Raw genomic sequence first — 21,923 nt, 5'->3', positions numbered from 1 at the left:
GTGTCTGTTCTGGATTTGTTTCACGATTCTCGGTGGAGAGGCCATGCTGACGCGCAAACAACAGGAACTCCTGCTGTTCATTCATGAGCGTATGAAGGAATCCGGCATTCCGCCCTCCTTCGACGAGATGAAGGATGCCCTCGATCTTGCCTCCAAATCCGGCATCCATCGCCTCATCACGGCGCTGGAGGAGCGCGGCTTCATCCGCCGCCTGCCCAACAGGGCGCGCGCGTTGGAGGTGATCAAGCTGCCCGACGCCTATTCGCCGAGCCTGCAGCCCCGCCGCGGCTTCTCGCCCTCCGTCATCGAGGGCAGCCGCGGCAAGCCGGCCGTGCCGCCGGCCGCTCCCGCCCAGCGCACAGTCCCGGCGGAGATATCCTCTTCAGTCTCCGTTCCCGTCATGGGGCGCATCGCCGCCGGCGTGCCGATCTCGGCCATCCAGAACAACACCCATGACATCACCGTACCGGCCGAGATGATCGGTAGCGGCGAGCACTATGCGCTGGAGGTCAAGGGCGATTCGATGATCGAGGCCGGCATTCTCGACGGCGACACGGTGATCATCCGCAATGCGAGCAGCGCCAATCCCGGCGAAATCATCGTCGCGCTCGTCGATGACGAGGAAGCCACCCTGAAGCGCTTCCGCCGCAAGGGCGCCTCCATTGCCCTCGAAGCCGCCAATCCGGCTTATGAGACCCGCATCTTCGGCCCCGACCGTGTGAAAATCCAGGGCAAGCTCGTCGGCCTCATCCGCCGCTATAACTGATCTTCCGCTTCAGGTTCGAAGCTTTCTGTGCGCCAGTCATAGGTGCGGTGCCTTGACCACGGGCGGCGGAGCGTTTCGACTGCGGCTGTGAAGTCGGCATTCGAGAGCGCGGAAGATGCGGTGCCCCCGGCGGGCTGGATTTCCAGTGCGCCGGTGCGCCGCAGGTGTCGGGCGGTTACCAGCCGCGCGCCGGAACGGCAGGCGTCGAGGCGCAGGGCGAAGGGCGCGACGACCAGATCCGCCCCGTCGCAGGCGATCCCGAGGAAAGCGGTGTCCTCGATCGTAACGATTCGCCAGCCGCTGGGCGAGACGGCCGCGCAAAAGGCCTTTGCCTCGCAAACGAAGCCGCCCGTCTTTCTCGATGTATCGATTGCGCTGGTCAGGGCGGCTTTCGCCTTTTGCCGGTCCGCCTTGCGACGGGGCCGTTCCTGCGGGTCCGCGTCCACCTTGGCCTCGTTCTCCAGCATCAGCCCTGCAGTCTTGCGCATATCGGGCTTCGCCAGATCGGCAAGCCGGAGCGCGCGCCGCCATTGATCGTAGATGAAAGCCGGTGGCCGGGCACGGTTCGTCGCCGTCGCCTCTGCGGACAGGATGGCGACGAGGCGGCCGTCCTCCGAGACGAGGACCTCCGGCGTGGGGCGGCCGCCGGGCCACAAGGCCACGCCGATGCCCGACAGGACGAGCAGCGTGCCGACATGGCGCAGACGTGTGCGCAGGATGCAGACGAGGCCGCCGCCCATGCCGATGAGTAAAAAGGCGAGCGGCGGAATGCGGCCGGTGACGATCTCGCCCTTCCAGCCGGCGACCCAAGTCGAGAACGCGATCATCCATTCGATGCCCTTCCCCATGATGGCGAACGGGATCGCATCGAGACCGAAAGGCATCAGCAGCACGGCAATAAGGCCGAAGGGCATGACGATCGCGCCGATGACCGGCATGGCCAGCAGGTTGCCGGCAAGGCCATAGGCCGGGATGCGATGGAAGTGGCCGATGGAATAGATCAGCGTCGCAACGCCGCCGATCAGCGACGACAGGAGAAGGCCGCCGAGGAAGCGGCCGAGCGCCCCGCCGAAAAGCCGTAGCGGCCCTCCCCGGTTTTCCCGCCGGATCGGCCTCTCCCGCCAGGCCGCATAGCCGGCGACGAGGCCGAGCGTCGCCGCATAGGACATCTGGAAACCCGGATTGGTGACGGCCGAAGGCGTGACCGCCAGAATGAGGATCGCGGAAATCGCCACATTGCGCAGGCTGATCGCGGAGCGCCCGAACAGCACGGCGACGAGCATGACGCAGATCATGATCCAGGATCGCACCGCCGAGATCGCGCCGCCCGATACGAGGATGTAGAGCGTGACCATGACCAGCGCCCCGGCGGCGGCGATCTTGCGTGCGGGATAGCGCTCGGCGAAACCGGGGATCGCGGCCATCAATCCGCGCGCGCCGACCAGGAAGGTGCCGGCGGCCAGCACCATGTTGAGGCCCGAAATGGCAAGGACATGGGCAAGCCCGGCCTGCCGCAGGGCCTCCACCGTTTCGGGATCGATGGCGCGCTGTTCGGCCGTCACCAGCGCGGCGGCGATCGCACCCGCATCCCCGCCGATACGGCCTCGGATATGCTCGGTAAGGTTGTTTCTCCACGTTGCGATCTCCTGCCGTATCCGGTCGGTCATGTGCGCCTGCGGGACCGGAAACGTTTCCGGCCTGCTGTAGAAATAACCGACCGCGCCATTGCCGGCGAAATAGGCGTCGAAGGCGAAGTCGTTGAGACCCGCCAGCGCCGGTCCCGACGGCGGATTGAGCCGCGCGCGGCCCTTGATCCCGCCGCCAATGGCAACGGGAGCGTGCCGGCTTCGGGCCAGCAGCGTCACGGTCTTCGGCATGCGCTTCAGCACGGGATCGCGCGTCGCCTCGAGCGCGATGCGATAGCGGATCGCCCCCTTCTCGTCGCTCTCCCGCGACAGCACCCGACCGGCGATTTCGCTCGTTACCGGCGCATCGAGGATGACCGTATCGAGCCGCCGGCTTTCGCCCGCCGCCAGCAGCATGCCGATTGGAACGAGGAATGCGCCGCCGGCGGCCAATGCCGTCCAGTCTTCCCGGTGCCGCAGACGCCAGGCGGGCCAGAATGTCACGAAGGCGAGCGGCCCCAGCAGCAAGGGCGAAGGGTCGGATGCGGCGGCAAACCAGAGCGCAGCTCCGACCCCGAGGAAAACGGGAATGAACAGGAAGAAATGGCCATGTGCCCGCTCGCGCGCGAAGTCGAGCGCAAACGCCCGACGCGCTGCCAGCCTGCCGCCGAGCCGGACGGCCATGCGAGACAATCCGGCGGACCATGTCCCCGGGGGCGATGGCGCGAAGGAAACGGGGGGCGGCACACCGCCATGCTCGGCCGTTGCCCGCCAGCCATAGGCTTCGGGCGCCTCCTCGCGCTCGGCGATCTCCCCCTCGGCCATGTCCCGGCCCCTTTGTCCCCTCTCCATTGTGCAATCGAACGAAGAAATCTTCAATCTTCAGTATGCATGACAATTGCTAAGTCAGACAGAAAGGATGCGCCCTCCATAATTTAAAGAGCACTCTCAAAGGTTGCTTGCAACTTCGCATAAAGGGTAGATATTGCGTTGCCGGAAAGCCTGTTTCCGCAATGCACAATTTGCCTTTCGTATCGCTTGGCAGGGTGCCGTAAATGGGCTAGCAAAACGAACATGTTCATGGCTGAGGCACGCTTTCGTGCCGCCATTCGAAACAACGGAGGATCGTTATGACAGGAAAAAGCGCGGGTGTATCCATCGGTGACAAGACAGTCGACCTGCCGACGCGATCCGGGACGATCGGCCCCGATGTGATCGACATCGGCACGCTCTACAAGCATACCGGCGCCTTCACCTACGACCCCGGCTTCACCTCCACCGCCTCGTGCGAATCCAAGATCACCTATATCGACGGCGACGAGGGCGTGCTGCTGCACCGCGGCTACCCGATCGAGCAGCTTGCCGAGCACGGCGACTTCCTCGAAGTCTGCTACCTTCTGTTGTACGGCGAACTGCCCACCAAGACCCAGAAGGACGACTTCGATTACCGCGTGACGCACCACACCATGGTGCATGAGCAGATGAGCCGTTTCTTCACCGGCTTCCGCCGCGACGCCCACCCGATGGCCGTCATGTGTGGCTGCGTCGGCGCGCTCTCCGCCTTCTATCACGACTCGACCGACATTACCGATCCGCACCAGCGCATGGTCGCCTCGCTGCGCATGATCGCCAAGATGCCGACGATCGCCGCCATGGCCTACAAGTATCATATCGGCCAGCCCTTCGTTTACCCGAAGAACGACCTCGACTACGCGTCGAACTTCCTGCGCATGTGCTTTGCCGTTCCGTGCGAGGAATATAATGTGAACCCGGTGCTTTCGCGCGCCATGGACCGCATCTTCATCCTGCATGCCGACCACGAGCAGAACGCATCCACCTCCACCGTCCGCCTCGCCGGCTCTTCGGGTGCCAACCCGTTCGCCTGTATCGCGGCTGGTATCGCCTGCCTTTGGGGCCCGGCCCATGGCGGCGCCAACGAGGCGGCGCTCAACATGCTGGCCGAAATTGGCTCGGTCGAGCGGATTCCGGAATATGTGGCGCGCGCCAAGGACAAGAACGATCCGTTCCGCCTGATGGGCTTCGGCCACCGCGTCTACAAGAACTACGACCCGCGCGCACGCATCATGCAGAAGACGACGCACGAGGTTCTGACCGAACTCGGCATCAAGGACGACCCGATGCTGGAAGTCGCGATGGAACTGGAGCGCATCGCGCTGACGGACGAGTACTTCATCGAGAAGAAGCTCTACCCGAACATCGATTTCTATTCCGGCATCACGTTGAAGGCGCTCGGCTTCCCCACCACCATGTTCACGGTGCTTTTCGCGCTCGCCCGCACGGTCGGCTGGATTGCCCAGTGGAACGAGATGATCGAAGACCCGGAACAGCGCATCGGCCGTCCGCGCCAGCTTTATATCGGCGCGCCCAAGCGCGACTACGTGCCGGTTTCCAAGCGCTGAACGAAGCGACACCGAAAACACGAAGCCCGGCCGTCTCGGCCGGGCTTTTTTCATGTCGGGGCCTTATGAGCCGTCGACAGGCGCAACTTCCTGTGGCGGGCGGCCCCTTCGCCCACACTCCGCCACGTTCTTCGCCATGAGGTAGCCTTGCGGCCGGGAACCAATGCACCGGATTCGCCATTATCGTGCCAGCTAGAAGGAGTGCACAGATGAACAAGAAGCTTGGAACCGTGCTGGCCCTGACGCTTGCGCAGGCTCTCGCGACGACGGCCGGCGCAGCGGACATGGTTTCCCGCGACAAGGCGCCGACCTATGTCGACAACGGCGCGCGCGACGGCGTGAAGATCGGCATGCTGACCTGCGATGTCGGCGGCGGGGTCGGTTATGTGCTTGGCTCGGCCAAGACCATCGATTGCGTGTTCAGCACGAGCGGCGGCGAGCGTGACAGCTATAGCGGCGTCATCCGCAAGATGGGCGTCGATCTCGGCTTCACCACGCAGGGCCGCATCGTCTGGGCGGTCTTCGCGCCGACTGCGGGCTATCACCAGGGTTCGCTCGGTGGCCTCTACCAGGGCGCAACGGCCGAAGCGACGGTCGGCGTCGGCATCGGCACCAATGTGCTGATCGGCGGCACGTCGGGATCGATCCACCTGCAGACCGTCAGCATCAGCGGCCAGATCGGCCTCAACCTCGCGGCGACCGGCACCTCGGTCACGCTGACGCCGCAGGGCTGAACATTCCGGAACGGGCGGCCTCGGCCGCCCGTTTTCTCTGGCGTGCAATGTGCTAGATTATATGGCGAAAGGTTCCTGACATGATCCGCACCGCCCTGCCCCTGTTCGCCGTCCTTGCGCTTTGCGCCTGCACGCCCACGACCGGCGTCGGCATCGAGCCTATTCCCGGCAGCATCACCTATGGTGGCCACCAGCCGCGCACGCGGCTGATGAAAGCGCCCGTCGGCAGCACATTCGAGCATCGGTTCCGCGACCGCCCCGGCCGGGAGGTCTTCGAGACCTATCAGATCCAGCCGGACCGCTCGATCCTGCTGATCCGCCGCCGGGTGCGGCTCGATTACTTCTGACCCAGCAAAGGCAACGGAGACAGACATGCTGGAAAGCACCGATATCGAACTCGAGGACGAACGGCTGAAACAGCTCGATCTTCTGGCGGACGAGCGCGCCATGACGCCGCCGGAACTGCTGGCGCACTATGCATCCGGCTCCTTCGGCTTCCACGAGGCGGTGCATACGACCTCCATCGTGCTCGACCTCGTCGACGACCAGCTCCTCCACCATCCCGCCATCGCGGGCAATTCCGACTGGTTCCGCCTCGCCGCGCGGGCAAGCGAGGCGTTGTTCAATCTCTATCAGGCCATGGGATCGGCGCAGCTCGTCGCGGCGCATGCCTCCAGCGAGGGCAAGCGGCCGGAAGAGCTGAACGCCAGCAACGACGATTGACTGCGAGGGCGGCCCGCATACAGGCCGCTCGTTTTCGCATGCTCGGATTATTCTTCTTCGCGCAGCGCCTGAACCACGCGTTCCCGGCCGACGCGGATGACGTTCTCCATCGCGCGGCGCGCGCCCTCCTCGTCCCGCCGGTCGATTTCCTCGACGATACGGATATGGGTTGCCGCCACTTCGCCCATCTTGCCGAGATCGGCCGCCGGCGAGCTAAGCTTGAAGGCGCCGACGAGCGCCGCCTCGATCAGGCTGCCGACCGTGCGTAGGAAGGGGTTGCGCGAGGCGTCCAGTACCGAGAGGTGGAATCTCAGGTCCGCGAGCGCCAGCGATTCGGCCGTATGCGACGTATCGCCCATGGCCACGGCAAGGCGCATCATCTGGCTGATATCGGCTTCGGTGGCGTGGCGCGCCGCAAGCGCGGCGGCGTGCGGTTCGAAGGCAAGGCGCACCTCGGAAAGGTGCAGGAGGAAGCTTTCGTCGATGCCGACGGCGAAATACCAGGTCAGGATATCGCTGTCGAAAAGGTTCCATTGCGTGTTGGGCGTGACGCGCGTGCCGATGCGTGCGCGCGGCACGACAAGACCCTTGGCGGCGAGCGTCTTCATCGCCTCGCGCAGCACTGTGCGCGATACCTTGAAGCGCGCGGCAAGCTCCGCATCGCCCGGCAGAGTCGCGCCGACGGGATACTCCCCTGCGATGATGGCAAGGCCCAGCTCGTTGACCACCTGCGCATGACTGGTGCGCGTGTTCAGCCCGTTGATGACCGTCTCAAGCAATCCCTTGCGCAAAAATCGTCCCCTCCTCCGGTCCGAAACACCCCGTCTGTTCCGGAAGCATTGCGCTGGTATAGAGCAAATCCAGCAAAAGTGCGAAGCGGTTTTGCGCTCGCAGCCACATACAAACAAGGGGATAGGGCCTCGCCTGCTTCCGCGCGCGTGGCCCTCTCGACAGACGAGAAAGGCGCTCCCGTCCGGAGCGCCTTTCCGCCGTCCGCATAAGCCGCGAATTACTGCGGCAGCTTGTCGTCCACGCCGGCGACGTAGAAGTTCATGCCGAGCAGCGTGCCGTCGTCAGAAACCTTGCCGGCCGCCAGCCATTCGGAGCCGTCCTGCTTCTTGACCGGGCCGGTGAAGGGATGCAGTTCGCCGGAGCGAATCTTCGCCTCGACATCCTCGGCGGCCTTCTTCACGTCGTCGGGCATGTTGGTATAGGGCGCCATCGTCAGGATGCCGTCCTTCAGGCCGTCCCAGATCTGCTCCGACTTCCAGGTGCCGTCGAGAACCGCCTGCGTGCGCTTGATGTAGTAAGCGCCCCAGGTGTCGACGATGGCGGTGAGCTGGGTGTTCGGGCCGGCCGCGATCATGTCCGAGGCCTGGCCGAAGGCGTGGATGCCGCGTTCGGCGGCGACCTGCATCGGCGCGGTCGAGTCGGTGTGCTGCGTCAGGATGTCGACGCCCTGGTCGGCCAGCGCCTTGGCGGCGTCGGCTTCCTTGCCCGGATCGGCCCAGGTGTTGGCCCAGACGATCTTGACCTTGAAGTCCGGGTTGACGGACTGCGCGCCAAGCATGAAGGCGTTGATGCCCATCACGACTTCCGGGATCGGGAAGGAGGCGATGTAGCCGGCGACGCCCTTCTTGGACATCTTGGCGGCGATCACGCCCTGAATATAGCGGCCTTCATAGAAGCGGGCATTGTAGGTGCCGACGTTTTCGGCGCTCTTGAAGCCGGTCGCGTGCTCGAACTTCACGTCCGGGAACTTCTGGGCGACCTTGATCGTCGCGTCCATGAAGCCGAAGGACGTGGTGAAGACGAGGGCGCAGCCCGAGCGCGCCATGCGCTCGACGGCGCGTTCGGCATCCGGGCCTTCCGGCACGTTTTCGAGGAAGGCGGTCTCGATCTTGTCGCCCAGCGCCTTTTCGAGTTCCTGGCGACCGCGGTCGTGGCCTTCCGAATAGCCGCCATCCGTCTTGGAGCCGACATAGATGAAGCAGATTTTCGTCTTGTCCTGCGCGCTTGCCGCGACGGCGAAGCCGAGAACGGCGGCGGAGGTTGCGAGAGCGAGAATGATTTTCTTCATTTTATCCTCTGGGGTTGGAGTGGTCGTTTTCCGTCTTTCTCACCGGTCGGGAACGAACGGCTTGCCGAGAGAGGCGGGTGTGTTGATCAGCGTCATACGTCGATTGTGCGAGATCAGGATGAGCACGATGATCGTGGCGGCGTAGGGGAGCGCCGACAGGAACTGCGAGGGGATGCCGATACCGAAGGCCTGTGCGTGAAGCTGGCTGATCGACACCGCGCCGAAGAGATAACCGCCGAGCAGCACGCGCCAGGGCCGCCAGGAAGCGAAGACCACCAGCGCCAGCGCGATCCAGCCGCGCCCCGCCGACATGTTTTCCACCCATTGCGGCGTGTAGACCAGCGAAAGCTGCGCGCCGGCAAGGCCCGCGCAGGCCCCGCCGAACATCACGGCGAGATAGCGCGTGCGGATGACATGGATGCCGAGCGCATGGGCGGAGGCGTGGTTGTCGCCGATGGCGCGGATCTTCAGGCCCGCGCGGCTCTTGAACAGGAACCAGTTCACGCCGATCACCAGCGCGATCGAAATGTAGAAGATGATGTCCTGCTTGAAGAGCAGCGGGCCGATGAAGGGAATATCGGCCAGAAGCGGGATCGTGATCGGCTCGAGCCTTGCGCCGGACATGCCGACATAGGGTTCGCCGATCTGGCCCGAAACGCCGAGGCCGAGAATGGTCAAGGCAAGGCCGGTCGCCACCTGATTGGCGACGAGCGTCAGCGTCAGGAAGCCGAAGAGCAGCGAGAACAGCGCGCCGCCGGCGATGCCGGCGAGGATGCCGATATAGGGCGAGCCTGTGACCTGCGTGGCGGCGAAGGCGATGGCCGCCCCCATCACCATCATGCCCTCCACGCCGAGATTGAGCACGCCGGTGCGCTCGGTGACGAGCTCGCCGACGGAGGCGAGCACCAGCGGCGTGGCTGCCGTGATCACGGTGAGAAGGATTGCCTCGATCATGCCCATCAGTGCGCTCCCCCCTCGTTGCCGCGGCCGAGGCGCGAGAAGACCAGCCGGATTTTGTACAGAATGAGCGTGTCGCAGGAGAGCACGAAGAAGAGCAGCAGCCCCTGGAAGACGCGCGTGACCTTGTCGGAGACGCTGAGCGTCAGTTGCACCGCCTCGCCGCCGACATAGGTAAGCGCGAGGAAGAGGCCCGCCGCGACGATGCTGAGCGGATTGAGGCGGCCGAGGAAGGCGACGATGATGGCGGTGAAGCCGTAGCCGGGCGAGATGATCGGTTGCAGCTTGCCGATGGTGCCGCTGACTTCGGAAATGCCGGCAAGGCCGGCGAGCGCGCCGGAGAGCAGCATGGAGAACCAGATCATGCGTCTGGAGGAGAAGCCGGCAAAGCGCCCTGCCCGCTCCGACTGGCCGAGCACGGTGATCTCGAAGCCCTTCAGCGTATAGCGCATCATGATCCAGAGTACGATAGCGGCGATGATGGCGAAGGCGAAGCCGAGATTGGCCCTGCCGGAGGAGACGAGTTCCGGCAGGATCGCTTCCGGCGCGAAGTCGCGCGTCACAGGGAAGTTATAGGCATCCGGGCTGCGCCAGGGGCCGCGCACCAGCCAGTCGAGGAAGAGCTGGGCGATATAGACCAGCATCAGGCTCGTCAGTATCTCGTTGGTGTTCATATGCGCCTTGAGGAAGGCGGGGATGGCGGCATAGAGCGCGCCGCCGATCATGCCGAAGACCAGCATCAGCGGCAGGACGAGCGGCGAATGCCATTCATGGAAGACCACCGGCACGATGGCGCCGGCAATGGCGCCCGCGATGAACTGGCCCTCCGCACCGATGTTCCAGTTGTTCGAGCGGTAGCAGACGGAAAGGCCGACGCCGATCAGGATCAGCGGCGCGGCCTTGATGGCGATCTCGTGCAGCGACCAGACATCGAGCAGCGGCTCGATGAAGAAGCTGTAGAGCGCCGACCCCGGGCTCTTGCCGAGCAGCGCGAACATGATGCCGCCGGCAACGACTGTCAGGCCAAGCGCCAGGAACGGCGAGAGAATGGAGAAAAGCCGGGACGGATTGGGGCGTTTTTCGAGTTCAATGCGCATGGGCCGCCCCTTCGCCTTCCGTCTTGCCGTACATGCCGCCCATCAGGAGACCGATCTTTTCACGCGTCAGTTCATGGGCCGGATAGGCGTCGGACAGCCGTCCCTCGCTAATGACGGCGATTTTCGTCGCCACCTCGAAAATCTCGTCGAGATCCTGGCTAATCACCAGCACGGCGGAACCTGCTTTGGCGAGATCGACCAGCGCCTGACGGATGCGGCTTGCTGCGCCCGCATCGACGCCCCAGGTCGGCTGGTTGACGATCAGCACCGCCGGCTGGCGGTCCAGCTCGCGGCCGACGATATACTTTTGCAGATTGCCGCCGGAAAGCGAGCCTGCCGCCGGGTCCTCCCCGCTCTTGCGCACATCCATGGTTTCCGAGATGCGACGCGAGGCGATGCGCACGACGGCATGACGGATGATGCCGAGGATGCCGCCGGCAAGGAACGTCTTGCGGTCGGACTGGCTGCGCGCCAGCACGAGATTGTCGGAGAGCGGCAGGCCCGGAACGGCCGCGTGGCCATGGCGCTCCTCCGGCACGAAACCCGCACCCATCAGGCGGCGGGCGGTGATGCCGAGATTGCCGGCCGCTTTTTCCCGGATGAAGACGGCGGAAGCATCCGCCACCGGATATTCGCCGGAAAGCGCATCGAAAAGCTCGCCCTGCCCGTTGCCGGCGACACCGGCGATGGCGAGGACTTCGCCGCCACGGACCTTGAGGCAGACATTCTTGAGCGCGACAGCAAAGGGCGTCCTCGCCGGCACGCTGAGATGGCGCGCCTCCAGCAGAACATTGCCCTTGGCGTTCGTGCCGGCCGCGCTGACCGAGGCGACGTCGCTGCCGACCATCATGCGGGCGAGCGAGGCCGGCGTTTCCTTGCGCGGATCGCACGCGCCGGTGACCTTGCCGTGACGCAGAACCGTGGCGCGGTCGCAGATGCGCTGCACCTCTTCCAGACGATGGCTGATATAGAGGACCGAGCGGCCCTCGGCCTTGAGCTTGTCGAGCGTCTCGAACAGCCGGTCCGCCTCCTGCGGCGTCAGCACCGAGGTCGGCTCGTCGAGGATGATCAGTTCCGGGTTCTGCAGCAGCGCGCGCACGATCTCGATGCGCTGGCGCTCGCCCACCGAAAGGTCGGCGACATGCGCGTTCGGATCGAGCGGCAGCCCGTAGAGATGCGACAGGCGAGAGGCTTCCTCGGCGACTTTCGACAGCGAAATGCCGGGGCTGAGCGAGAGCGCGATGTTTTCCGCGACTGTCAGCGCCTCGAAAAGCGAGAAATGCTGGAAGACCATGCCGATGCCGAAGCGGCGCGCCGCGCCGGGGCTCGGGATGCGGACGGACTCGCCTTTCCACACGATCTCACCGCTCGTCGGCGCGAGCACGCCGAAAAGCATCTTCACGAGGGTGGATTTGCCAGCCCCGTTCTCGCCCAGAAGGGCATGGATTTCACCGGGCTGTATGGCCAGGTCGATGCCGTTGCAGGCGGCAAACGAACCAAATAGCTTTGTCAGGCTGCGAACAGCCAATAACGGACTGCCCATGCCCTCGGATGCTCCAACGGCTGACACTCTGCCCCCTCTTCCCCTGCGATCCCATTCCCCAGCGCCCGTTCGGGTCCTTGTCAGGGGATGAGCAATGTCGTTCCGCTCGTTTTTCTTGTTTCCAAATCCGTGTGCGCCCGCCCCGCTTCGGCCAACGGATAAGTCTGATTAATATTGATACGCACTTTGTTGCCTTGCACAACATCAAAGAGCGAGTTTGCACATGCATCGAGTTCCGCGCGCGTCGCGATATAGGCAAAGAGCGTGGGGCGCGTGGCGAAGAGCGACCCCTTCTGCGCGAGCAGGCCCATGTTGAAGGCGTCGACCGGCCCCGAGGAATTGCCGAAGCTGACGAAGAGGCCACGCGGCTTCAGGCAGTCCAGCGACCGGGGAAACGTATCCTTGCCAACGGAATCGTAGACCACGTCGACGCCCGCGCCGTTCGTCAGTTCACGCACCCGTTCGGCGAAATCTTCCTTGCCGTAGTCGATGACGTGATCGTAGCCATGAGCCAGCGCGAGATCGATCTTCGCCTGCGAGCCGGCCGTGCCGATCACCGTCGCGCCGAGCGCCTTGGCCCATTGGCCGGCGATCAGGCCGACGCCGCCGGCCGCGGCATGGAACAGGATCACGCTGCCCGGCTTTACCTTGTAGGTCTGGAGCAGCAGGTATTGCGCCGTCATGCCCTTCAGCATCATGGCCGCCGCCGTCTCGAGCGAAATGCCGTCCGGCACCTTCACCAGATGTTTCGTCGCGACGTTCCGTTCCGCCGCATAGGCGCCGTCCGCCGAGGCATAGGCAACACGATCGCCGATCGCGAAATCCGTGACGCCTTCGCCGAGCGCGGTGACCGTGCCGGCGCCTTCCTTGCCCGGAACGAAGGGCAGATCCGTCTTGTAGAGGCCCGTGCGGAAATAGACGTCGATGAAGTTGAGGCCGACCGCCGCCTGCCTGATCTGCACTTCGCCCGGCCCCGGCGCGCCGAGCGGCACGTCCTCGAGCTTCAGCACCTCCGGCCCGCCGAGACTGCGGATGACGATCGCCTTGGTCATGTCATGCTCCCGATTGTTCTAGCGCCGGCCGAGGGCGGGAAAGGCCTGCAGCACCGCGCCGATGACATAGAGATAGACCCCCGTCGCCACGACGCCCCAGACGACCCAGGCCGGCGTATCGAAGTGCAGCAGGAGCGCATAGCCGCTGAGGCCGGCCCAGAGGAAGAAGATGGCAAGGTTCACCGACCGCAGGCGCTCGACGCGTACCGGATGCAGGAAGTTGATCGGCATGAAGGTGAGGAAGACGGAGACGAAGACGATGATCGACGCCGTCAATTCGCTCGCCTTGATGATGAAGAGCGTGAACACCACCATGTTCCAGACGACCGGGAAGCCGGAGAAGAAATACTCGTCCGTCTTCATGCCCATGTCGGCATAGTAGATGGCGCTGGACACCACGATGGCGCCGGCAGCCACGAAGGACCACGGCTCGCCGATCATGCCGCTCTGGTAGAGCGCGAAGGCCGGCAGGAGCACGTAGGTCACGTAGTCGATGACATTGTCCAGCGTGTCGCCGGACCAGTTGGGCAGCACTTCCTTCACACGCACCTTGCGGGCGATCGGTCCGTCGATGCCATCGACGAGCAGCGCAAGGCCAAGCCACCAGAACATGTCCACGAAACGGTGCTCGGCCGCGGCCACGACGCCGAGAAAGGCGAGGAACGAGCCGGACGCCGTCAGGATATGAACGGAAAAGGCGCGTATTTCCGCGTAAGGCACGCGCTTGTAATGGAAAAACTTCATTGCCGTTCGCTGTCCATCCCTTGGGGCTTTTGCCCGGCCGCGCGCCGCCGAACCTGTCCTCTTGTGCGGTTACTGCCGGTAATATGCATTGATTGTCCGACGCCGCCAGAGAAAATCGCCCGTCCGCCGGCCGGTTCTTCGGCCTGCGCGGATTCATCCCATGGAAATTGCCCCTTTGCGGGCCTAGTCTTGGCGCAGTACAAGCACCGCAAATCTGTGGGTAACGCTTTCCGCCTCGGAGGCCGGTCATGAGACAATTCGATATCGCCGTCGTCGGCGCCGGCCTTGCCGGCAATCTCGCCGCGCTTGCGCTTGCCGATTCGGGGCGCAGCGTCGCGCTCATCGCCCCGCCCGCCCGCGCCGCGGACGGGCGCACGACGGCGCTCATGGACCAGTCCATCGCCTTCCTCGGCACGCTCGGCCTGTGGGGCGAGATCGCCCGCCACGCCGCCGCACTCGAGACCATGCAGATCCTTGACGGCACGGCGCGGCTCCTGCGCGCCCCGCCGGTTGCCTTCCGCTCCAGCGAAGTCGGCCTTGCCGCCTTCGGCTACAACATCCCGAACGCGCCGTTCCTTGATGTTCTGGATGCGCGCATCGCCGCGACCGGCGCCATTATTCGCGTGGAGAGCGGCGTGACGACCGCCAATGCCTTCGAGACCGGCGTGGAACTGGTGCTCGACAATGGCGAGCGCGTCATGGCCAGCCTTGTGATCGGGGCCGATGGCCGCAAGTCGAAGATCCGCGAGAGCGCCGCCATCGGCATCAAGGCATGGTCCTATCCGCAGGCCGCGCTGGTGCTCAACTTCTCGCACGAACGGCCGCACGGCAATGTGTCCACGGAATTCCACACGGAAAGCGGCCCCTTCACGCAGGTTCCCCTGCCCGGCCGCCGCTCCAGCCTCGTCTGGGTGCTGCCGCCGCAGGAAGCGGCGCGGCTGCGCATGCTGCCGCTGGCGGAGATCAGCCGGGCCGTGGAGGAGCGCATGCAATCGATGCTCGGCTCGGTTTCCGTCGAGGGCGGCGTGCAGAGCTTCCCGCTTTCCGGCATGACGGCGGAGCGATTCGGCAAGGGGCGCATCGCGCTCGTTGGCGAGGCCGCGCATGCCTTTCCGCCGATCGGGGCGCAGGGCCTCAACCTGAGCCTGCGCGATATCATGGCGCTGCGGGAGCTTGTGGCGGATCGCGCGCCGGCAGACTTTGCCGATATCGGCGAACGCTTCGACCGCAAGCGCCAGGCCGATATCCGCTCGCGCACCCTCAGCGTCGATCTCCTGAACCGCTCGCTACTGTCGGATTTCCTGCCCGTGCAGTTCCTGCGGTCCGCCGGCCTGCACCTCCTCTCAGCCCTCGGGCCGCTGCGTAGCATCGTCATGCGCGAGGGCATCGAGCCGCTCGGCTCGCTGAAGGCTTTTCGCAACGGCCTACGGGAACGGATCGCCCGGAAGCAGGCCTGACTTGATGAGATAGAGCAGGATCGTCACCGTCGCGACGGACAGCACCGTCGTGATGAGGATGGTCGCCGACGCGCGCTCCTGCCACACGCCATATTGCTGGCCGATGACGAAAACGTTCGTCGCCGTCGGCAGGGCGGCGAGCAGCACGGCCGTGAACACCCAGACCGGATCGAAATTACCGGCCAATCCCAGCACGAGATACATGGTGACCGGCAGCAGCAGCAGCTTCGCCGGAACGATATAGCCGATCTCCACCGGCACCCGCTTCAGCGGCCGCAGCGCAAGCGTCACGCCCATGGCGAAGAGCGCGCAGGGCGCGGCGGCCTGCGCGAGATAGTCGATCAGCCGTTGCAGCGGCGCCGGCGGCTCGAAGCCGGCAAAAGCCGCGGCGAAACCCGCCGCCGTCGCGATGATGAAGGGATGCGTGACGATCTTGTGCAGCACGCCGCCGGCAATCCTGAGCGGCGGCTGCTTTTCGCCGCCCGCAAGCGCCATCAGGGCCGGAGCGACCGTGAAATGCAGCATGTTCTCGAAGCAGAAGACGAGCGCGACCGGCACCGCCGCCGGCTCGCCGAAGGCCAGCAGCGCCAGCCCCGGCCCCATATAGCCGATATTGCCATAGGCGGCCGCCAGACCTTGGATCGTCGCCTCGCCGACCGTGGCGCGGCGCAGCCAGAGGCCGGTGGCGAAGATCAGCCCGAAGATCAGGTAGGTGGCGCTGATATTGGCGAGGATGAAATCGACGCGCGTCAGTTGCTCGACCGGCGTCTTGGCCACCAGCTTGAAGAAGAGCGCCGGCAGCGCGATGTAGATGATGAAGGTGTTGAGCCAGCCGAGCGCTTCCACCGGCTGCTTCGTGATCCGCGCGACCACGTAACCGAGCAGGATCATGCCGAAGAACGGCAGCACGAGTCCGATAATGTCCGCCATGGGCCGAGGCCTGCTCCCGCTCGCTGAGGCTGATACTTCCGACTAGCCGATTTGCGAGAGGATGGGAAACGTTTGCTGGAACCAGATGGCGACAGCGCTGATATATCCGAAGATGAAGGCAAGGCCGGTGAGGATCAGGAGCACGCCCATCACCTTCTCCACCGTGCCGAGATGGCGGCGGAAGCGCACGAGGAAGCGCATGAAGGCCCCCGAAAAGCCCGCCGCGATCCAGAACGGAACGGCCAGACCCAGCGAGTAGACGGCAAGCAGGATCGCCCCGTCGCCCACGGTCTCGCGTGCCGCCGCCACGCCGAGAATCGCGCCGAGCACCGGCCCGATGCACGGCGTCCAGCCGAAGGCGAAGGCGAGGCCCATCAGATAGGCGCCCGAGGCCGTCGCCGGCTTGCCGCCGCCCTGGAAACGCGCCTCGCGGGCAAAGAGGCCGATACGCAGCACGCCGAGGAAATGCAGGCCCATCAGGATGATGATGACGCCGCCGATCTGCGCGAGGATATCGAGATGCCGGCGCAGCACCATGCCGATCGTCGAGGCGCCCGCACCGAGCGCAATGAAGACCGTGGCGAAGCCGAGCGTGAAGAAGAACGCCGCCAGAAGCACCGCGCCGCGCGTATCGCGCCGCACCGCCACCGCCTCGTTCCCACGGAACTGATCCACCGAAATGCCCGCCATATAACACAGATAGGGCGGCACGAGCGGCAGCACGCAGGGCGAAAGGAACGACAGCGCCCCGGCAAGAAGCGCGCTCAAAAGGGAAATATCGGCAATCGACAAGGGACCACTCCGAAAGGGCCGGAGGAACGCAGTTGCGGCTGTTCGACAACCCGCCCGCGCCTCCGTTTGCGCTCTCAGATAGCCGCCGCGGACCGCTCCTGCCAATCACCTTTTGGAGAACGCGGCGAAATGCAGCAAAAGCTGTTTTTCGCCCCATTTTCTGGGTTGACCCGGCAAACCCTCCTGCCTATGTTCCGCGCACTTCCGCGGGGCGTCCTTCGCACCGCCTGGGAGCGCGTAGCTCAGCCGGTAGAGCAACTGACTTTTAATCAGTAGGTCCAGGGTTCGAATCCCTGCGCGCTCACCACCGACCCCCATATTTTTCAGATGTTTCCGGGCTGCGGCGCTCTTTAGATGGAACTGATTTTAGTTCCAAAGAGTTCCAAGAAGTTCCACGCGCGGCTCTCTTCCCGCCTGATTGAATGGGCGATCTCAATTTACGAGGGGCCGATTCACTGGCAGGTATGGCCGCGCGCAGATGCATCCCACAGGCCCCATAACCCAAGCAAGCACATGCCAGATTCCACCCTCGACCTGCTGAACGACATTATCCGGAATGTCTATGAATGCGCAGGAATGAACCTGACCCACCCGGCCCAGCGCGAGGCCGAGAGTGCGGAATACGGGGCCTGCCGCTTCGGTCTCGACGGTCATGCCGTCGTCTTCCGTATCGCAAGGACGACGCCGACCAAGGTCGGGCAGTTCGTGACGATCTGGAAGCGGTCGACGCCGCAGAGCGAGATTACACCGCTGGATAGCGCGGACGATGTGGCATTCGTCGTGGTCAGCGTCTCGGATGCCGAACATTGTGGACAGTTTATCTTCAATCGGAAGGTTCTGCTTGAAAAGGGTGTCATGTCGCGCGGCGGCAAGGGCGGGAAGCGGGCCATTCGCGTCTATCCGCCCTGGTGCAAGCCGACGGCGAAGGACGCGATACGAACGCAGCAATGGCAGGTTCGATGCTTTCTTCCCCTTGCGGCGGACGGGACGGCCGAATCCCCCGAGCAGGTAAGGATGCTCTTTCAGGCCTGAGGCACGCCCGATTCAGGCTCTCAATAGACCGTGTATTTCAGGAGGCCGAGCGACCAGTTCACGCTGCGGTTCTCGGTGTCGCGCGTCCAGGTCCCGTTCAGGGCGCCGGCAATCTCGGCAATGGTGGTGCGGGCGTCGAGTTCCTTGGTGAGGCCGTAGTCGCTCGGAGCGATTTTGGTGAGGTCCACATCGTCGGCGACGACGATGGCTACCAGGACGTTCTCACTCGGGCCTTCCGCCTCGAAATCGAAACCGTAATAGTCGTCGGGGATGGTGATCGGGGTGTTTGCGGCAAGGCGGGTGATCTTCTGCGCCGTTTCGTTGGGGAATATCTGCGTCGCCTTGCCGTTCCTGTCCACGTCGTAGAGGACGAGATTTCCGCCGGTGGCGCTCGTCACCGTGATGCGGAATGTATCGCCGTTCTTCAGGCGGTCGGAGGAAAGCGCAACCGTGACGTCGCCGGTCTGCGCCTTGCCGAGGATATCACCGACGGCATCGACCGGATCGGCCGCGACATAGGCGGTCTGCGTGGTATTCTCGACCTTCACCTGCTCGACCTTGCCGTAGTCCGGCGTCTGCTGGCCGGTCTCGGTGGCCGGGATCACGGCGCTGGCGCCGAGCAGCGCATGGTTGACCTCGAGTTGTGGATCGAGGCCCTGGCACTGGTCCTGCGCGGCGCAATAGGCTTGCGACTGCTTCATCACATAGTCGAGCAGTTCGGCATTCGAAACGATGCCGTTGCCGTTGCTGTCGGATGCGGCGGTCTCGTGGCCGTCGACATAGGAGAGCGTGAAGACGCCGTGGCGTTCCTCCGGCGGCAGGCGCGTATCGTCCCAGGCGACCTGATAGGAGGACGCCGCGCTCCACGCCTCGACACCGCCCTGCTTTACGACAGCGGGTTTATCGACGATGGCCTGATCGATGCGCAGGCCGCGCGTCTTCAACTCGTCCACCGGCTTTGCGCGGGGGCGCGGCAGGAAACGCGCGCTTTCCATCACGTCCCCCACCTGTGCGGAAAGGGACCGCGAGATCGTGCCGGAATGGCAGGCATCGATGACGATGGACACGGCGCGATCCTTGAGCTTCGCGAGCATCGCGTCGATCTCGTCGTCGAGGATCACATTCGTCCAGTCACCGTCGCCGGCTTCGATATCATAGGTCGACAGCGCCTCGTCCAGCCCGTCCTCCTCGTCGCCGTCCTGATCCTTAACCTGGAGGCCGTGGCCGGAAAAGTAGAGATAGACACGGTCGCCCGGCTGCGTGCCGGCCACCAGCCATTCGTCGATGCTGGCAAGGATCGCGGCGCGGCTCGCATCCTTGTCGCGCAGGATGCGGATCGAATCGGCCGCATAGCCCTGCTTTTCCCTGAGCAGCTTCTCGATCAGCGGCACGTCGTTCTTCGGGCCTTCGAGGAACAGCTTCTCCGGCAGGGTGGCATAGGTGCCGATACCGATCAGCAGCGCGCGGTCGGCCGCATTCGCGCCGGAAAACAGCAGAAGCGAAAGCAGGACGGCGGCGCAGCGGATCATCAGAGCGTCTCCCGCGTGTAGAGAGGCTGGATGGCGACACTCGCCGCCTTGCCGTCGAGGCGCGTCGTCAGCGCCTGCAGCAGGGCGGCGGCGGTCACGTTGGGGTCGGCGAGAACCGCGCCGATGGCATCGACCGGCTCGGCGGTCCAGATGGTGACGAGATGGTCGGCGCCGAAAGGTTTGACGACCTCGACATCCGTCAGCTTGAACTGCGACGCGCCGCTGCCGGCTGCCTGCATGTCGAGGAACTGCACCTCGCCGGTATTGGCGAGGTTGAAGACCAGCATGTTCGGATAGCGGCCGGGCGGCGCATCGAAGCGCAGGCGCGTGCCGGCGGCATAGATATCCTTTACCGGCGTCAGGGAGACGGAGCCGGGATTCTGGCTCGCCACGGCCTTGAGGAAATCGAGCAGGACGAACTTGTCCACCACCGCCTGGATACGGTCCGGCCCGACATTTTCCGCCGCGACATCGCCGTTGGGCGTGTAGAAGACGCCGCTTGCCACATCCCAGCGGAAGGGCGTGCCGGCGCCATCGGCCCTGTCCGGCCTTGCCGCGTCGCCATCGATCCGCAGGGCGATCTTGCCGGTCCAGCCGAGTTCGCCGGCCGGCTTCACGATCCGGTCGGCTGCGGCCGTGTCGCTTGCGGTTCCGGCCGGCAGGCCGCGGGTCAGTGTCACCACGACCTCGCTTTCCGAACGCGCCACCTGCGGCATGAAGTTCGGCACCTGCAGGGCCTCCGAACGGTTCTTCACGTTCGAGAAGATGTAGTCCTCAAGCTCGATGCGCGTGATGAGGCCGTTACCGTCGCGGTCGGCGCTGCCCTCCACGGCGCGGGCGAAGCTCCAGCTCAGCGCGCCGCGCGGCTCGCCGTCGATGATGACCTCCGGGGTCGGTTGGCTTTCCAGCGAGGCGGCGAGCACGGTCACCTGCTTGAAATCGATCTCCTTGAAGCTCGCCCCGTCGATCGCCTCCTGCGAGGGCGGCGCGAGCTTGACCTTCACGGCGGGCGCAAGACGGCTCTTGCCCGTCACGGATCGGCTCATGCCGCCGGAAAAGCAGCTATCGGAGACGAAGAGCACATGCACACCCTTGCCTTCCGCCTCGGCGAACCAGGCATTCATCTCGTTGTCGACGATGATCTCGTTCGACGTTTCCTCATAACGATTGCGGTCGAAGCCCGGAAGCTGGAGGAATTCGTCCAACCCATCCGCCTCGTCGCCGGCGACAAGCTCGGGCATCTGCGCGCCATGGCCGGCATAGGTAAAGATGATCGTATCGCCCGCCGCCGCCGTCGCAACCATGTCGGTCCAGGCCTTGCGGATAACGTCCTTGCGCGCCTCGGCATCGGTGAACTTGACGACCGTGAACCCCGCGGCGCTCATCGCCCTGTAGACGTCCTCGGCATCGCGCACGGCGCCGTCGAGGCTCACATCGTTGGGATACTTGTCTGCGCCCACCACCAGCGCATAGGTCTGCGCCGCAAGAGCCGGCCCGGGAAGAGCGATGGCGAGGGAAAGCGCCAGGAGGCGGGGCAGCGTCCGTATCATTCCACATCCACCTCCACCCGGCGGTTGAGCTGGTTCAGCATCTCCGTGTCGTAGGCGCTGGCGTCGTCCGGCTTGAAGGGCTGGTCCTCGCCCCTGCCCTCGGTCGCGATTGCGCCCGCGTAGCCGACGCTGGAAAGATAGGCCTTCAGCGTTTCGGCACGCGCCAGCGAAAGCGTGTAGTTCGCCTCGGTCGAACCGATGGAATCGGTGTGGCCGATGAGCCGGATCGAGGCGGGCTTGACGGCCTTAAGGCATTCGGCAAGGTCTTTTGCGGCCTCCTCGCCCTCCGGCGTGAAATCCGCAGTTCCGAAGACATAGCGCACCGGCGTCGATTTCTTCTTTATCTTCACGCCGCGGAAGGAAATCTTGCAGCCGCCGCGCATGGCGAGCTGCACGGGGCGCGGCGCGGCAAGACGCATCTCGCTCGCCAGCCTGTCGAGACGCAGGATGTATTGCGCATCGGGCGCCATCCAGTCCGGCGTCAGCGTCTCGTTCGCGCTGTCTTCCAGCGCGAGCTGGTAGAGGCGCGCGGCCTGTTCGTAGTCCTTGCGGTCGCGTGCGAGGTCGCCGAGCGCGTCGAGGACCTGCCACGGGCCGCCATATTGCGTCTGAAGCTCCTCCAGCAGCGCCTGATGGTCGGAGAGCTTCTCCCCGTTTCCGACAGCCGTGGTGATGCGGTTGAAGACCGTCAGCGATGCGATGCGGCCGATCAGCGTGCGCTCGCCGGCGCGGCAATTGGCGGTGCCCGCCGCCGCGGCAAAGGCGCGAGCCTTCGCCTCGTCGCCCGCATTGAACGCCTCGACGACGCCGGTGAAGGCCTCGCAGGCGGCGGTTGCCGGCGCAGCGCCAGCCAGAAGAAAGAGTGTCGCGGCGACGGCCATTCCGGCAAAGG

At 64.7% G+C, this 21,923-nt stretch carries 20 protein-coding genes and 1 tRNA gene; 8 read left to right on the top strand and 13 right to left on the bottom strand.

Going from position 1 to position 21,923, the window contains the following annotated elements; all coding sequences use genetic code 11:
* Positions 1-43 precede the first annotated feature (43 nt).
* A complete protein-coding gene (gene lexA / locus K8M09_RS07910) occupies positions 44-766 on the top strand; it encodes a transcriptional repressor LexA (RefSeq protein WP_160784207.1) in 723 nt (240 codons plus the stop codon).
* Here lexA and K8M09_RS07905 read toward each other — a convergent pair.
* The gene (locus K8M09_RS07905; protein WP_229342241.1) at positions 757-3,216 is read right to left on the bottom strand and encodes a ComEC/Rec2 family competence protein; all 2,460 of its coding nucleotides are present in this window, start codon (positions 3,214-3,216) and stop codon (positions 757-759) included. The two genes, lexA and K8M09_RS07905, sit on opposite strands and share 10 nt — an antisense overlap.
* Before the next feature lie 305 nt (positions 3,217-3,521).
* Here K8M09_RS07905 and gltA point away from each other — a divergent pair, with 305 nt between their 5' ends.
* The 4 genes from gltA (at position 3,522) to K8M09_RS07885 (ending at position 6,268) form a co-directional block, all read left to right on the top strand.
* Positions 3,522-4,811, top strand: coding sequence for a citrate synthase (gene gltA, locus K8M09_RS07900; RefSeq protein WP_160784206.1), 1,290 nt, complete (start codon positions 3,522-3,524; stop codon positions 4,809-4,811).
* Positions 4,812-5,020: 209 nt separating this feature from the next.
* A complete protein-coding gene (locus K8M09_RS07895) occupies positions 5,021-5,545 on the top strand; it encodes a DUF992 domain-containing protein (protein WP_160784205.1) in 525 nt (174 codons plus the stop codon).
* Between the two features lie 80 nt (positions 5,546-5,625).
* Positions 5,626-5,892, top strand: coding sequence for a hypothetical protein (locus K8M09_RS07890; protein ID WP_160784204.1), 267 nt, complete (start codon positions 5,626-5,628; stop codon positions 5,890-5,892).
* A 25-nt stretch (positions 5,893-5,917) separates the two neighbouring features.
* Positions 5,918-6,268: a hypothetical protein gene (locus tag K8M09_RS07885; protein ID WP_206366635.1), complete on the top strand. Its 351-nt coding sequence runs from the start codon at positions 5,918-5,920 to the stop codon at positions 6,266-6,268.
* A gap of 47 nt (positions 6,269-6,315) precedes the next feature.
* Here the strand turns inward: K8M09_RS07885 and K8M09_RS07880 are convergent, their stop codons facing one another.
* The 7 genes from K8M09_RS07880 to pcsA form a co-directional block, all read right to left on the bottom strand.
* Positions 6,316-7,059 carry a FadR/GntR family transcriptional regulator gene (locus tag K8M09_RS07880; RefSeq protein WP_160784203.1) on the bottom strand — a complete coding sequence of 248 codons (744 nt, stop codon included), beginning with the start codon at positions 7,057-7,059 and terminating at the stop codon, positions 6,316-6,318.
* Between the two features lie 218 nt (positions 7,060-7,277).
* Positions 7,278-8,348 carry a BMP family ABC transporter substrate-binding protein gene (locus K8M09_RS07875; RefSeq protein ID WP_160784202.1) on the bottom strand — a complete coding sequence of 357 codons (1,071 nt, stop codon included), beginning with the start codon at positions 8,346-8,348 and terminating at the stop codon, positions 7,278-7,280.
* Between the two features lie 39 nt (positions 8,349-8,387).
* Positions 8,388-9,308: an ABC transporter permease gene (locus tag K8M09_RS07870; RefSeq protein WP_160784201.1), complete on the bottom strand. Its 921-nt coding sequence runs from the start codon at positions 9,306-9,308 to the stop codon at positions 8,388-8,390.
* The gene (locus K8M09_RS07865) at positions 9,308-10,402 is read right to left on the bottom strand and encodes an ABC transporter permease (RefSeq protein ID WP_160784200.1); all 1,095 of its coding nucleotides are present in this window, start codon (positions 10,400-10,402) and stop codon (positions 9,308-9,310) included. The genes K8M09_RS07870 and K8M09_RS07865 overlap by 1 nt, the downstream gene beginning before the upstream one ends.
* Complete coding sequence (locus K8M09_RS07860) at positions 10,392-11,945, bottom strand: ABC transporter ATP-binding protein (RefSeq protein ID WP_160784199.1); 1,554 nt, start codon at positions 11,943-11,945, stop codon at positions 10,392-10,394. Before K8M09_RS07860 ends, K8M09_RS07865 begins: the two co-directional genes overlap by 11 nt.
* Before the next feature lie 80 nt (positions 11,946-12,025).
* Complete coding sequence (locus K8M09_RS07855) at positions 12,026-12,997, bottom strand: quinone oxidoreductase family protein (protein ID WP_160784198.1); 972 nt, start codon at positions 12,995-12,997, stop codon at positions 12,026-12,028.
* Between the two features lie 18 nt (positions 12,998-13,015).
* On the bottom strand, positions 13,016-13,741 hold the full coding sequence (pcsA, locus tag K8M09_RS07850) for a phosphatidylcholine synthase (protein ID WP_160784197.1): 726 nt from the start codon (positions 13,739-13,741) through the stop codon (positions 13,016-13,018).
* 248 nt (positions 13,742-13,989) lie between these two features.
* Between pcsA and K8M09_RS07845 the strand changes: the two genes are divergently transcribed.
* Positions 13,990-15,198, top strand: coding sequence for a UbiH/UbiF family hydroxylase (locus K8M09_RS07845; RefSeq protein WP_160784196.1), 1,209 nt, complete (start codon positions 13,990-13,992; stop codon positions 15,196-15,198).
* Here the strand turns inward: K8M09_RS07845 and K8M09_RS07840 are convergent.
* The gene (locus K8M09_RS07840; protein WP_160784195.1) at positions 15,166-16,128 is read right to left on the bottom strand and encodes an AEC family transporter; all 963 of its coding nucleotides are present in this window, start codon (positions 16,126-16,128) and stop codon (positions 15,166-15,168) included. The two genes, K8M09_RS07845 and K8M09_RS07840, sit on opposite strands and share 33 nt — an antisense overlap.
* A 42-nt stretch (positions 16,129-16,170) precedes the next feature.
* Positions 16,171-16,920 carry a cytochrome c biogenesis CcdA family protein gene (locus K8M09_RS07835; protein WP_160784194.1) on the bottom strand — a complete coding sequence of 250 codons (750 nt, stop codon included), beginning with the start codon at positions 16,918-16,920 and terminating at the stop codon, positions 16,171-16,173.
* Between the two features lie 231 nt (positions 16,921-17,151).
* Here K8M09_RS07835 and K8M09_RS07830 point away from each other — a divergent pair.
* Positions 17,152-17,227, top strand: a tRNA-Lys gene (locus tag K8M09_RS07830).
* A 47-nt stretch (positions 17,228-17,274) separates the two neighbouring features.
* Positions 17,275-17,952, top strand: coding sequence for a MepB family protein (locus K8M09_RS07825; RefSeq protein ID WP_206366634.1), 678 nt, complete (start codon positions 17,275-17,277; stop codon positions 17,950-17,952).
* Between the two features lie 20 nt (positions 17,953-17,972).
* Here the strand turns inward: K8M09_RS07825 and K8M09_RS07820 are convergent, their stop codons facing one another.
* The 3 genes from K8M09_RS07820 to K8M09_RS07810 are packed head-to-tail and all read right to left on the bottom strand — an operon-like array spanning position 17,973 to position 21,912.
* Positions 17,973-19,481 (bottom strand): caspase family protein, encoded by a 1,509-nt coding sequence (locus tag K8M09_RS07820; RefSeq protein WP_160784193.1) that lies wholly within the window; start codon positions 19,479-19,481, stop codon positions 17,973-17,975.
* A complete protein-coding gene (locus K8M09_RS07815; RefSeq protein ID WP_160784192.1) occupies positions 19,481-21,031 on the bottom strand; it encodes a caspase family protein in 1,551 nt (516 codons plus the stop codon). Before K8M09_RS07815 ends, K8M09_RS07820 begins: the two co-directional genes overlap by 1 nt.
* The gene (locus K8M09_RS07810) at positions 21,028-21,912 is read right to left on the bottom strand and encodes an OmpA family protein (protein WP_160784191.1); all 885 of its coding nucleotides are present in this window, start codon (positions 21,910-21,912) and stop codon (positions 21,028-21,030) included. Before K8M09_RS07810 ends, K8M09_RS07815 begins: the two co-directional genes overlap by 4 nt.
* Positions 21,913-21,923 lie beyond the last annotated feature (11 nt).

Origin of the sequence: Shinella zoogloeoides (assembly GCF_020883495.1) — a bacterium.
GTDB lineage: Bacteria > Pseudomonadota > Alphaproteobacteria > Rhizobiales > Rhizobiaceae > Shinella > Shinella zoogloeoides.
Note: the sequence above shows the minus strand (reverse complement) of the source record. Positions and strands in the feature narration are given on the sequence as shown.

Coding starts and splice junctions, on each gene's coding strand:
- K8M09_RS07860 (WP_160784199.1), bottom strand. CDS start 11,945: ATGGGCAGTCCGTTATTGGCTGTTCGCAGCCTGACAAAGCTATTTGGT.
- K8M09_RS07885 (WP_206366635.1), top strand. CDS start 5,918: ATGCTGGAAAGCACCGATATCGAACTCGAGGACGAACGGCTGAAACAG.
- lexA (WP_160784207.1), top strand. CDS start 44: ATGCTGACGCGCAAACAACAGGAACTCCTGCTGTTCATTCATGAGCGT.
- pcsA (WP_160784197.1), bottom strand. CDS start 13,741: ATGAAGTTTTTCCATTACAAGCGCGTGCCTTACGCGGAAATACGCGCC.
- K8M09_RS07855 (WP_160784198.1), bottom strand. CDS start 12,997: ATGACCAAGGCGATCGTCATCCGCAGTCTCGGCGGGCCGGAGGTGCTG.
- K8M09_RS07825 (WP_206366634.1), top strand. CDS start 17,275: ATGGAACTGATTTTAGTTCCAAAGAGTTCCAAGAAGTTCCACGCGCGG.
- K8M09_RS07890 (WP_160784204.1), top strand. CDS start 5,626: ATGATCCGCACCGCCCTGCCCCTGTTCGCCGTCCTTGCGCTTTGCGCC.
- K8M09_RS07840 (WP_160784195.1), bottom strand. CDS start 16,128: ATGGCGGACATTATCGGACTCGTGCTGCCGTTCTTCGGCATGATCCTG.
- K8M09_RS07815 (WP_160784192.1), bottom strand. CDS start 21,031: ATGATACGGACGCTGCCCCGCCTCCTGGCGCTTTCCCTCGCCATCGCT.
- gltA (WP_160784206.1), top strand. CDS start 3,522: ATGACAGGAAAAAGCGCGGGTGTATCCATCGGTGACAAGACAGTCGAC.
- K8M09_RS07845 (WP_160784196.1), top strand. CDS start 13,990: ATGAGACAATTCGATATCGCCGTCGTCGGCGCCGGCCTTGCCGGCAAT.
- K8M09_RS07875 (WP_160784202.1), bottom strand. CDS start 8,348: ATGAAGAAAATCATTCTCGCTCTCGCAACCTCCGCCGCCGTTCTCGGC.
- K8M09_RS07820 (WP_160784193.1), bottom strand. CDS start 19,481: ATGATCCGCTGCGCCGCCGTCCTGCTTTCGCTTCTGCTGTTTTCCGGC.
- K8M09_RS07905 (WP_229342241.1), bottom strand. CDS start 3,216: ATGGCCGAGGGGGAGATCGCCGAGCGCGAGGAGGCGCCCGAAGCCTAT.
- K8M09_RS07870 (WP_160784201.1), bottom strand. CDS start 9,308: ATGGGCATGATCGAGGCAATCCTTCTCACCGTGATCACGGCAGCCACG.
- K8M09_RS07895 (WP_160784205.1), top strand. CDS start 5,021: ATGAACAAGAAGCTTGGAACCGTGCTGGCCCTGACGCTTGCGCAGGCT.
- K8M09_RS07865 (WP_160784200.1), bottom strand. CDS start 10,402: ATGCGCATTGAACTCGAAAAACGCCCCAATCCGTCCCGGCTTTTCTCC.
- K8M09_RS07810 (WP_160784191.1), bottom strand. CDS start 21,912: ATGGCCGTCGCCGCGACACTCTTTCTTCTGGCTGGCGCTGCGCCGGCA.